This is a genomic window from Novosphingobium sp. (assembly GCF_965228995.1).
Lineage (GTDB): Bacteria > Pseudomonadota > Alphaproteobacteria > Sphingomonadales > Sphingomonadaceae > Novosphingobium.
This window is the reverse complement of sequence record NZ_OZ245852.1, coordinates 2169322-2180446: the sequence shown is the minus strand read 5'-3', so window position 1 is coordinate 2180446 and position 11125 is coordinate 2169322. Positions and strand designations below refer to the sequence as shown.

Below are 11125 nucleotides of genomic sequence, written 5' to 3'. Positions count from 1 at the left end.
CGATCACGCTGCCGGTTCCGGCGAATGGCGCGGACGCAGGAACAGCATGATCGTCTTGAAGCCGATCACCCCAACCAGCAGATTGCTCGCGACAAACAGCGCAAAGCCCAGCCCCGCCAGTTCATGCCCCGGCGAGGCCATCGCCAATCGCGTCACCGTGTTCGGCAGCGCGGTCGCGCCAAAGGTGATCGCCCAATACGAAGGCGCAAATGGCTGCTTGGCAATCCACCACCACATGCGCAGCAGCAGCATCGCCTGCAGCAGGCCATATCCGGCAAGCCCCAGAACAAGCGGACCAGCCGGATTCGCCCCGCCCGCAAGCGCAGCCAGCGCGCCCACCGCTGGAGGCGCAAGCAGGATACCCAGCACCGGGCGCACCTCTGGCGGGAGCGTCGCGGCCTCCAGAAGCCGGTGCAGCACGACCGATTCAAGCGCAAGCCATGAGAAGAACGCCCCGCCAAAGGCAAGCGCAGCCCATGCATGCCAGCCCAGTGCACCAGCTGTTGCAGCAATGACAAAACCGCTGGCGACGATCGGCAGATAGAGGAGGGGCGTGGTCACTTCCACCGGGCGCTGACCTTGCCAGAGCGGCCCAGAGCGCCAGATGCCGAACCCGAGCGAGAACGTTCCGCCCGCAAAAAAGAGGACTACGGCCACTTCGCGGCTATAGGGCAAGGCGCCCTGTGCCAGCAGAAGCGTCGCGACGCCGCCCAGACCGATAAAGCTGCCGCGCAAGGGGTCCGCGCACTCGCTCAGCGCTTCACCAAAGCGCCAGATCCACTTAGCGAGATAAAGCCCGGTCAGGGCGAGCCAGACGACGGCGGCCAGCGCGAACAGGCCCTCACCGATCACACTCGGCCCGCCCCAGGCGGCATGAGCTTCCCGCCAGCTGCCCGCCAGCCCTTCGAGCCCCAGCACCATGCCGAAATAGGAAACCGGAACCCGGACCAGCCATTGGCCCCGCGAGTGCTGGACGGCCCCGGAGGTCGCTCCGCGCCGGTCCAGTTCTCCAGCAACGGCAGCCATCAATCGAACCGATTGGATGCGAGCGGATCGCTCGCCGGAAACGATGCCTCAAGCGCCTCGTCCAGCACCGCCTCGCTATGCTGCGCGAGGGCGGACTGCATCTGCGGGCTATCGGTCAACGGTTGATCTGCCTGATCCGGCACTATCCTGACGCGGGACATGGAGCTTTCCTCTGCAAGCTTGCGGACACATCGCCAGTATAGATCACCCGAAGCGCGAAAAGCGTGAGAACTTGCAAGATCACGGTAGATGATAAACTCCATGCCGATGAAGTGCATCGGATCGCTATTTAACATCTCTCGAATATCTCATGCATTCTCACGGGGCTTAACTTCCCGATGTCGCCATCCCCGCGCTATCAGCATCCCGGCAAACCGGATGGAGAGACGGCATGAAAGCGCGGCAAAGACAGAGCATGATGGCAGCCTGCAGCCTTGCGGTCGGTGCCACGCTCATGGCGGGCGCGGCTGGCGCAAGTCCCTATTCCACCATCAACGCCGCCGCCGCGGCCGATCCGATCACCATTCAGAAGCTGCGCGGCGGAATGGCCATGCTCTCGGGTTCAGGCGGCAATATATCGGTGCTTGCGGGTGCGGACGGCTTGCTCCTGGTCGATGCCGGCATCGCCGTATCCCGGGCGAAAATCGAAAATGCCCTGCGCTCGGTCGGCAAGGGGCCGGTCCGCTATGTCGTCAACACGCATTGGCACTGGGATCACACCGATGGCAACGGATGGCTGCGCCAATCGGGCGCGACAATTCTGGCAGACCGCAAGGTCCGCCGCCGTCTCGGCGAGACCATCCGCGTGGTGGAATGGGAGCACACTTTCACACCGATTGCTCCGCGCGATCTTCCGAACCAGATCCTCACCGCCGACAAGCTGCTGAAGTTCGGCGGCGAAACGATCTCGATCCGCCATTATCGGCCCGGACACACCGACGGCGACATGTCGGTCTATTTCAGACAGGCCGATGTGCTCGCTACCGGCGACACGTTCTGGAACGGGATGTACCCCTTCATCGACTATGTCGGCGGAGGCAGCATCGATGGCGCGATCCGCGCCGCCAACGCCAACATCGTCGCTACCGGTCCGCACACGCAGATCGTTCCCGGCCACGGACCACTCGGCAACCGCACCCAGCTCATCGCATTTCGCGACATGCTGGTAACGGTCCGCAACAAGGTCGCAGCGCTCAAGGCACGGGGCAAATCCGCCGATCAGGTCGTCGCGGCCCGGCCGACCGCCGCCCTCGATCCGCAGTGGGGCCAGGCACTGATCAGCGGCGAGCTGTTCACCCGCCTTGTCTATCGCGGCGTCTAGGCCCGGCTCCTCGCACCATCTAACGGCCTCTCGTGGCAACTGGCTAACGCCCCCGCCCGCCCTGCTCCTAGATTTCCCAAGAACCGAGCGCGTCCGCGCCTGTCTCCGGAGGATCTCATGCCTTCTTCATCGCCAGCCTTTCCGCTAACATCGCGCCGGCGGGTTCTCGCCGGAGCTGCGGGCCTTGCCGCCGTCGGCGCCTTCGGCATTGCGCCGTTGGCCGGCACCTGGGCGGCTCCGGCGGCGACCGGCCCGCGTCCCTCTGAAGGCACCGCCACCACGCGTGACGGGGCGGCCATCTACTACAAGGACTGGGGATCGGGCCCGGTCGTCGTGCTGTCCCATGGATGGCCGCTCAGCAGCGAAGCGTGGGAAGACCAGCTGTTCTTCCTCGCCTCGAACGGGTGCCGGGTGATCGCACACGATCGGCGCGGCCATGGCCGCTCCAGCCAGACGTGGAATGGCAACGATATCGATACTTACGCCGACGATCTCGATGCAGTGTTCACCGCGCTCGATCTGCGCGGCGTCACGCTGGTCGGCCACTCCACTGGCGGCGGCGAAATCACACGCTACATCGGCCGTCATGGCACGTCCCGGCTGCGCAAGGCGGTGCTCGTTTCGGCTATCCCCCCGCTGCGCCTGTGCACGGCGGCGAATCCGGCCGGAGCCCCGTTATCTGCGTTCGACGACTTGCGCCGGACTGTCGCCACCGACCGCGCCCAGTTCTATCACGATCTCAGCGTCCCGTTCTTTGGTGCCAACCGTCCGGGTGCGCTGGTTTCCAAGGGCGTGCGCGACGGGTTCTGGCGGCAATGCATGGCAGCCGGCCTCAAGGCGGTCTACGACGGCATCAAGGCGCAGACCGAGACCGATTTCACAGACGATCTCAAGCACTTCGATGTCCCTACCCTGATCATCCACGGCGATGACGACCAACTCGTGCCGATCGCCAATTCGGCGTTTCTGCAGAGCAAGCTGATTCGCAGCGCTACGCTCAAGGTCTACGCGGGCGCGCCCCACGGCCTCGTCGTCACGCACCGTGACCGCTTCAACGCCGATCTGCTGGCTTTTGTCAGATCATGATCGCAACCAACTCCACCAAGCCCTGCTGAAAGGACACATCATGCCTGTCGTGAAAACCAAGGACGGAGCCGAAATCTTCTACAAGGATTGGGGTACAGGGCCGGTCGTGATGTTCTCCCATGGCTGGCCGCTCAATGCGGATGCCTGGGAAGACCAGCTCTTCACGGTCGCCTCGCACGGCTTTCGCGCGATTGCCCATGATCGCCGCGGCCATGGCCGATCCAGCCAGACCTGGGCGGGCAACGACATGGATACTTATGCCGACGATCTGGCTGCGGTGGTCCATGCGCTCGATCTCCACGACGTCACGCATGTGGGCCATTCCACGGGCGGCGGCGAAGTCACGCGCTACATCGGCCGGCACGGGACGGCGCGAGTCAAGGCGGCGGTGCTCGTCTCGGCAATCCCGCCAACGATGCTCAAGACCGAACGCAACCCCGGCGGCTTGCCAATCGGCGTGTTCGATGACATCCGCAAAGGCGTCGGCACCGACCGGTCGCAATATTACCATGACCTTGCCGAATTCTTTTACAGCGCCAATCGACCCGGCTCGAAAGTCTCGCAAGGCATCAAGGACGCGTTCTGGCTGCAATCGATGCAGGCGGGTCTCAAGGGGGCCTATGACTGCATCAAGCAGTTTTCGGAATCGGTGTTCTACGACGATCTCGCCAAGTTCGATAAGCCGACCCTGATCATCCATGGTGACGACGACCAGATCGTGCCCATCGATGATGCCGCGCGCCTCACGGTCACGATGGTCAAGGGCGCAGAGCTCAAGGTCTATCCGGGTGCGCCGCACGGCCTGATGGTGACGCATCGCGACCGGTTCAACGCGGATCTGCTCGACTTCCTCAGGAGCTGAAGCCGGCTGCGGGAGGCCGCCATGGGCGATCACATCGAAATCACCGTGCCGGAAGGCAGCTTTGCCGCCTATCGCGCTGTCCCGGCGGCGCTCCCCGCCCCCGCAGTCGTGGTGCTCCACGAGGTGTTCGGGGTGAACGCGGATATGCGCGAGACATGCGATACGCTCGCCGCCCATGGTTTCATCGCCATTTGCCCCGATCTCTTCTGGCGCCAGCAGCGCGGCACCGATCTCGATGTCCGCTCGGAGGCGGACTGGCAGACGGGATTGCGGCTCTATCAGGCATTTGACCGCAATCTCGGTGTGCAGGACATTGCCGCGACCGTGGGCGCGGCTGCCAGCCTTGCTGGCGCGACGGGCAAGGTCGGCGTGCTCGGCTATTGCCTTGGCGGGCTGCTGACCTTCCTCGCCGCCGCGCGCTTGCAGATCGATGCCGGCGTGGCCTTCCACGGCGCCGATACCGAGCGATACCTTGGCGAAGCGGACGCCATCTCGGCGCCGATGCTGCTGCATTTTGCAGGGGATGACGAGTTCATGCCGGAACCGGCACGAACTGCGATTGCCATGGCGCTGATCGACCACGACGACACCGAGGTGTTCACCTACGCAGGTTGCCGCCACGCATTCTCCCGCCACAACGGTGCCCACTATGACGCGGCGGCAGCAGCGCTCGCCAATCAGCGCACCTGGGCCTTCTTCGCTAAGTGGCTTGAAGCTCCCGGCGGGTCCGCACGAGCGGAATGAGGAGCGGAACCTCTGAGATCTGCAGACTGCATCGAAGGGACCGGCCATGACCGAAGAAGCCGCCAAACCAGCACTCCTCATCAGCGCAAGCTACGTCCTCGATCCAGCGGACACGGCCGCCTACAAGGTCCTCGCGGCCCGCATGGCCAAAGCCGCCCGCGCGCGTCCGGGCTGCGTATTCCTGAACGCGGCGCAGGATGTGCTCGATCCCGAAACCTTCCACCTCACCGAAGGCTGGGCCAGCGAGCACGATCTGAACGCACATTTGGCCAGCGAAGCGTTCCAGTCGGTCCTCGCGGCTGCCCTCAAGCTGAGGATCCGGGCGCGATCCGGCACGATGTATCTCATCGGCGGTGCTCAGGAGCTCGACATGCCTTCCTAGGGTGAAGACCTGACGGCAGCCCATGTAATCTAACGAGAGCTGTTTTTCCCTGCGAACAAGCACCTCGTATAGTCATGATACGCCAAGGCTAACGCGAATTTCGTTCTGCCTGTGCGCCTTATCATCAAGAGGATTTCATCATGCATACCTTTCTTCAAGGCAAGATCGCGGTGATAACTGGCGGATCGACCGGGATTGGCTTTGCCACTGCCAAGTTGTTCGCGGAGGAAGGCGCGAAGGTCTATATCACCGGTCGCAACCAGAGCGCGCTCGATCGTGCGGTCGAGGAAATCGGCCCCAGCGCGACGGGTATCCGCGCTGACTCGGCCCGCCTGGGCGATCTCGACGCCTTGTACGGCCATGTCCGTTCGGATGTGGGGCGGATCGATATCCTCTTCGCCAACGCCGGCGGCGGCAGCCTGCTGCCGCTTGGACAGATCACCGAAGAGCAGGTCGACGATACGTTCGGCCGCAACGTCAAGGGCGTCATCTTCACGGTTCAGAAGGCGCTGCCCCTGATGGGGCGCGGCGGCTCGATCATCCTGACCGGCTCGACCGCCGCCTCGGGCGGCACGGCGGCGTTCAGTGTCTACTCGGCTTCCAAGGCCGCCGTGCGCAATCTCGCGCGCGGTTGGGCGACCGATCTTCAGGGCACCGGCATCCGGGTCAACGTCCTCAGCCCCGGCCCGGTTCGCACGCCCGGCCTGGTCGGGCTTGCAGGCGATGATGCCGCGCGCCAGCAGGAATTGCTCGATCATTTTGCCGGAGCAATCCCGCTCGGCAGAGTGGGAGAAGCCGAGGAAATCGCGCAGGCTGCGCTGTTCCTGGCGTCCGACAAGGCAAGTTTCGTGAATGGCTCGGAGCTGTTCGCGGATGGCGGGGCGGCTCAGGTCTGACCCGCAGGCGCCCGGCTGTTTTGCCCCCATCCCTCCCGGCAGCCGGGCGCCCACCCCCTCTCGTACCGCACCGTAGCCTTTCCCCTGCCAAGGGAGCACATGGGATGAGAGTGAACGCCGTCTGGCTTGCCGCCGCCGCGGCGCTTGTCTTGCCATTCGGTGTGGCCGGCAGCGCGAACGGGCCCGATCAGCCAGACAACTCGCCGATCTACGGCGTCGCCTTGCCCGCAGGATACCGCCAGTGGCAAGTCATCAGCGCTGCGCACGAAGCCGGCAATCTCGACGATATCCGCGTCATCCTCGGCAACCCGCTCGCCGTAAAGGCCTATCGCGCAGGGAAGCGTCCTTTTCCCGATGGAGCGATGCTGGCGCGGGTCGCCTGGAAGCTCGTGCCGTCTGCCCGGAACAATGCGGTGTTCGGCAAGGCGCAATCGTTCGTCGCCGGAGAAGCCACCAACGTTCAGATTTCCCGCAAGGATGCGAAGCGATACGCCGCGACGGGCGGCTGGGGTTATGGCCAATTCGAAAACGGCAAGGCCAACCCCGATCCGAACCTGATGCAGACATGTTTTGCCTGCCACGCCAAATTGCCGGCTGCGGAGGACTTCGTCTTCACGCGCTACGCTCCCTGAACGGCCGGGCCGACAGCGCCCACCATCCTCACCCAGCCGGCAGGAACGGATGGCCCTGGTGCGCTACCAGCAGATCATGCATGTCGGTCGCGTGCTCTTCCTCTTCAGCGAGGATGCGCTCGAGCAGAATGCGCGTGGTGGGATCTCCCGCACCGAAGTACGCAATCAGCTCGCGGTAGTGCTCGATCACCAGACGCTCGGCGATCAGGTTTTCGCGGACCATATCAATCAGGCAGGCGGCATCGCCGTACTCGGTGGCGGAGCGCAGTGCGAGGCCCTCCGGATTGAAATCGGGCGTGCCGCCGAGCTGATCGATCCGCTTGGCCGCCGCCAGCATGTGCCGCCGTTCCTCTTCGGCGTGTTCGGCAAATTCAGCCCCGACACTTTCGCTATGGATGCCCGAAACTGCGATGGCATGCATCGAGTAGCGCAGCACGCACACCAGCTCCGTGGCAACAACGCCCTGCAGCAGCGTGATTGCAGTAGCGACATCACCGCCATAGCTAGCAGTGACCGCGCCACGCTCCAGCAATTCGCGCGCCCGTTCGCGCAACGTTTGCACATCGGTCAGAAACAGATCCTGGGCCATCGAAAAACTCCGTGAACTGGTCCCGCAGTTCTAGGCCCAGATCACACACAATCTTTCAATTTCGCACGAACTGATGCGTTCGCAACCTTCCCCGAACTAACATTTTTCGCCGACTATTCACGTGCCGCTTGAGGAAAAATCCATAAACTGCGAAATATAGGCGAGATTTGGAGGCCAATTTATACCCTTCCTAATCTCAATATACTTTGTTCTCAAAATAACGAGGATGATGATGATTGAAATGAACGTAGAAATTATTGCACAACCCTGCTCACCAGCTCACGCTATAAATATTTGGGCCGCACCGTCCGCCTCATCCGCCATTAAGGGTATCGATGCATCGGCAGTTGCAACCGGCCGCTCACCTGCCGTCACGCCGGGATCGGAGAATGCCCGCCAGCCCTCAGGCATTTGCGCCGCGCGGACCTACTGCAGCGACGCACAGCGAACAATCAGGCTCAGCTGCCCGCCCGACTGCTACCTCGTAACCCTGGTTCTGGCCAACGCAGCGATGGCCCTTGCGAATGGCCGCCACCGGCTTCTCGATGGGCTCGTCCCGCCGGGGACTGCCTGTGTCACCGGCCCGGGCCAATCCCTCCTCATCAGTCCTCGCGGCGGCTGCAGCCTCCTGCATCTCGCAGTGCCCGTGGAACTCGTCGATCTGCCGCGAAGCGCGCTCCGCAAGTTCGGATCCATGGTGGTTCGCGATCCTCTGCTCGGCACGATTGGTGCGCTGCTGACGGAAGCGCCCGCCAGCTGGCTGCACGCCAATGCCGATGTGCTGAGCCAGATCGCTCTCGTACGCCTGCTGCATCTGGCGCCAAGGCATTCGCCGGGATGCCTGACGCTGTGGCGGCTCAAGCGCGTTCACGCTTTCGTCGATGGGCATATCGATGAACCCCTTCGGCTGGCCGATCTGGCGGCTGCCGCCGGCCTTTCACGCATGCATTTTGCCGCGCAGTTCCGCGCCGCCACCGGAATGCGCCCCCACACCTTCGTGGTGTCGCGCCGCATCGACCGGGCAAAAACGCTGATGGCGACGACTGACAGCACGCTCGTCACCGTGGCGCTGGAAGCGGGCTTTCAATCCCAGGCGCATTTCTGCGCAATTTTCAAACAGCAGACCGGGATGACCCCGTCGCGCTGGCGGCGCCGCCACCAGCCGGGCTGGAACCACGCCCCCACGGTCTCGTCACTCCAATAAGAGCGTGCCGACACTGTTCTTCCTCCCACCAAACCGAAGGTGAAACTGCCATGACGAGATATCGAAGCATTGCTCTGGCGCTTGCATCATCCGCGCTCCTTGCCGGCAGTGCGCTTGCCCCATTCACCGCAGCGGCGCATCCCGTGCTGTCTGCCCATGCCGCGCCGGTCGTGATGGTGCAGTACCGCACGGCGAGGATCGAGGGACGGGACATCTTCTATCGCGAAGCTGGCCCAGCCGATGCGCCGGTCGTCCTGCTGCTCCATGGCTTTCCGACCTCGTCGCACATGTTTCGCAACCTGATCCCGCTGCTGGCCGACAAATATCATGTGATCGCGCCGGACTATCCGGGCTTCGGCCAGAGCGATGCGCCTGATCACACGGCATTCGCCTATACCTTCGCTCACTTCGCCGAGATCGTCGATGCGCTGCTCCAGCAGAAGGGCATGCAGCGCTATGCGATGTACGTGATGGATTACGGCGCACCCGTCGGATACCGCCTCGCGCTCATGCATCCCGAGCGGGTCAGCGCGCTGATCGTCCAGAACGGCAATGCCTATGACGAAGGCCTTGGCCTGTTCTGGGATCCGATCAAAGCCTACTGGTCTGGCGACACGCCCGAGCATCGCAAGGCGCTCGAAGGCCTGATGACGCTGGCAACGACCAAGTTCCAGTACACCGACGGCATGAGCGACCTTGCCCATATCGATCCCGACAACTGGGTTCACGACCAGGCCCTGCTTGATCGGCCGGGCAACCTCGATATTCAACTCGACCTGTTCAGGGACTATGGCAGCAACGTGCCGCTCTACCCTCAGTTTCAGGCCTTTTTCCGCAAGTACCGGCCGCCGACGATCATCGTCTGGGGGAAGAACGACAAGATCTTCCCGGCGAGCGGAGCAACCCCCTATCTGCGCGATCTGCCCGATGCCGAATTGCATCTGCTCGACACCGGCCATTTTGCGCTCGAGGACAAGCTCGACGTGATGGTCCCGCTTATCCGTGATTTCCTTGATCGCAAGCTGGCCCGCCGCTGATCAGGCTCTCCTCTGCCAGACTGCACTAGGGGCGATCGGGTGGTGCAAGCACCCGTCGCCCTGCGTCAGGCGACCCCGTTTCAATCGATTCACCCGCCGGGGGAGGAATCGTCTGCCTTCACGGCAAGGGGGTAGGGTCCAAGCAGAACGCACAGAAAGCTCGATAGCCCAAGCGCCCCCGCGCTGAGCGCAAAGCCGAGCCGGTAATCTCCTTGCCCGTCGCGCAGCGCGCCAACCAGAACGGGGCCAATCGCAGACCCGACCGATACCATGCCATAAGTCCAGCCGAAGATGGTCGCGTGTGCGCCCAATCCGAAATAGCGGCTGCTGTAGTACGCCAGCATCGCAAGCTCGGCGCCGATCACGAAGCCAAGCATCGCAATCGCGGGCACGGCCGTGTGCAGATCGGGATGGCTCAGGATCCCGACCCCTGCGGCCCCCAGCGCCAGCAAGGGCACGCCCGGCAACGGCGTATCGAAGCGGTCGAGTGCGGCGCCCGTTAGCAGGCGGCCGATCACGCTGGCGAGGCCGATGACTGCCGCAAGTCGGGCGGCAGTCTGCGCGTCCAGTCCCTGATCGCCCAGCATCGGAACGAGGTGTGCAGCCGGCCCCGACATTCCAAGCCCGCCGCACAGCGCAATCCCCGAGAGTATCCAGAACACGCGCGATCGCGCGACGTCTCCCAAGCGGACACTGCGATCGCTGGCGCGGGGCCCGCCGGCACGCTCCATGGCAGGCGCGCTCTTGCCCAGCAGGAACCAGACTGCAGGCGCAGCGATCAGAGCAAGTGCGCCCAGGCCGGTGTAACCCGAACGCCAGTCGCCACGCGCGATGAGCGCAGCGGCCACTTGCGGCAGCACGAACCCGCCAATGCCGGAGCCGGTCAGCGCCAGAGCTATGGCAAGCCCGCGGTGCCTCGAAAATGCCGCGACCAGCGGCCGGTTGATCACCACGGGGGACGTTCCAAGCCCGAGGATCGCCACAAGCGTATAGGCCAGCCACAGCGACTGCACACTGCGGACGAACAGCGGCAGCAGCATCAGCGCAAAGCCGAACGCGACGAAGCTCATCACGGCAATGCGGCGCGGATCGCCAAGATCGGAGGCTCGTCCGATGAGGGACGATCCAAGGAACGCCACAAGGGTAAAGCACGTCATTGCAACGGCAATATCGGCACGCGACCAGCCATAGGCCGCATGAAGTGTGCTGATGAAAATGCCGAAGGTGAACGTCAGCGCCGTGTTGACGCTCACCATATTGCCCAGCATTCCACCGGCGATCATGCGCGTGGCGGACGCGCGGAGGCCAGCCTGGGTGATGCTCGTCGCCGCAGGGTTCATGTGCGG

At 63.7% G+C, this 11125-nt stretch carries 13 protein-coding genes; 9 read left to right on the top strand and 4 right to left on the bottom strand.

Going from position 1 to position 11125, the window contains the following annotated elements:
• Positions 1-3: 3 nt before the first annotated feature.
• Both ACO056_RS10265 and ACO056_RS10260 read right to left on the bottom strand, forming a co-directional pair.
• A complete protein-coding gene (locus ACO056_RS10265) occupies positions 4-1026 on the bottom strand; it encodes a dicarboxylate transporter/tellurite-resistance protein TehA (RefSeq protein ID WP_421846341.1) in 1023 nt (340 codons plus the stop codon).
• On the bottom strand, positions 1026-1304 hold the full coding sequence (locus ACO056_RS10260; RefSeq protein ID WP_421846339.1) for a hypothetical protein: 279 nt from the start codon (positions 1302-1304) through the stop codon (positions 1026-1028). Before ACO056_RS10260 ends, ACO056_RS10265 begins: the two co-directional genes overlap by 1 nt.
• 137 nt (positions 1305-1441) lie before the next feature.
• Between ACO056_RS10260 and ACO056_RS10255 the strand changes: the two genes are divergently transcribed.
• The 7 genes from ACO056_RS10255 to ACO056_RS10225 all read left to right on the top strand — a co-directional run bounded on the left by ACO056_RS10255 (position 1442) and on the right by ACO056_RS10225 (position 6949).
• The gene (locus tag ACO056_RS10255; protein ID WP_421846337.1) at positions 1442-2347 is read left to right on the top strand and encodes an MBL fold metallo-hydrolase; all 906 of its coding nucleotides are present in this window, start codon (positions 1442-1444) and stop codon (positions 2345-2347) included.
• Positions 2348-2464: 117 nt separating this feature from the next.
• Entirely contained in the window at positions 2465-3433 is a 969-nt protein-coding gene (locus ACO056_RS10250; protein WP_421846335.1) for an alpha/beta fold hydrolase, read from the top strand.
• A 40-nt stretch (positions 3434-3473) separates the two neighbouring features.
• A complete protein-coding gene (locus ACO056_RS10245; RefSeq protein ID WP_421846333.1) occupies positions 3474-4295 on the top strand; it encodes an alpha/beta fold hydrolase in 822 nt (273 codons plus the stop codon).
• A gap of 21 nt (positions 4296-4316) precedes the next feature.
• Positions 4317-5039: a dienelactone hydrolase family protein gene (locus ACO056_RS10240; protein ID WP_421846331.1), complete on the top strand. Its 723-nt coding sequence runs from the start codon at positions 4317-4319 to the stop codon at positions 5037-5039.
• 46 nt (positions 5040-5085) lie between these two features.
• Positions 5086-5421, top strand: coding sequence for a putative quinol monooxygenase (locus tag ACO056_RS10235; RefSeq protein WP_421846329.1), 336 nt, complete (start codon positions 5086-5088; stop codon positions 5419-5421).
• Between the two features lie 140 nt (positions 5422-5561).
• Positions 5562-6317 (top strand): SDR family oxidoreductase, encoded by a 756-nt coding sequence (locus tag ACO056_RS10230; RefSeq protein ID WP_421846327.1) that lies wholly within the window; start codon positions 5562-5564, stop codon positions 6315-6317.
• A gap of 110 nt (positions 6318-6427) precedes the next feature.
• Positions 6428-6949 carry a cytochrome P460 family protein gene (locus ACO056_RS10225; RefSeq protein ID WP_421846325.1) on the top strand — a complete coding sequence of 174 codons (522 nt, stop codon included), beginning with the start codon at positions 6428-6430 and terminating at the stop codon, positions 6947-6949.
• Positions 6950-6977: 28 nt separating this feature from the next.
• On the opposite strand, the gene ACO056_RS10220 is transcribed toward ACO056_RS10225, so the two are convergent.
• Positions 6978-7538: a ferritin-like domain-containing protein gene (locus ACO056_RS10220; RefSeq protein ID WP_421846323.1), complete on the bottom strand. Its 561-nt coding sequence runs from the start codon at positions 7536-7538 to the stop codon at positions 6978-6980.
• 226 nt (positions 7539-7764) lie between these two features.
• Here ACO056_RS10220 and ACO056_RS10215 point away from each other — a divergent pair, with 226 nt between their 5' ends.
• Both ACO056_RS10215 and ACO056_RS10210 read left to right on the top strand, forming a co-directional pair.
• Positions 7765-8742: a helix-turn-helix domain-containing protein gene (locus ACO056_RS10215; RefSeq protein WP_421846321.1), complete on the top strand. Its 978-nt coding sequence runs from the start codon at positions 7765-7767 to the stop codon at positions 8740-8742.
• Positions 8743-8792: 50 nt separating this feature from the next.
• Positions 8793-9779 (top strand): alpha/beta fold hydrolase, encoded by a 987-nt coding sequence (locus ACO056_RS10210; RefSeq protein WP_421846319.1) that lies wholly within the window; start codon positions 8793-8795, stop codon positions 9777-9779.
• An 89-nt stretch (positions 9780-9868) separates the two neighbouring features.
• Here ACO056_RS10210 and ACO056_RS10205 read toward each other — a convergent pair whose 3' ends face one another.
• A complete protein-coding gene (locus tag ACO056_RS10205; protein WP_421846317.1) occupies positions 9869-11119 on the bottom strand; it encodes an MFS transporter in 1251 nt (416 codons plus the stop codon).
• Positions 11120-11125 lie beyond the last annotated feature (6 nt).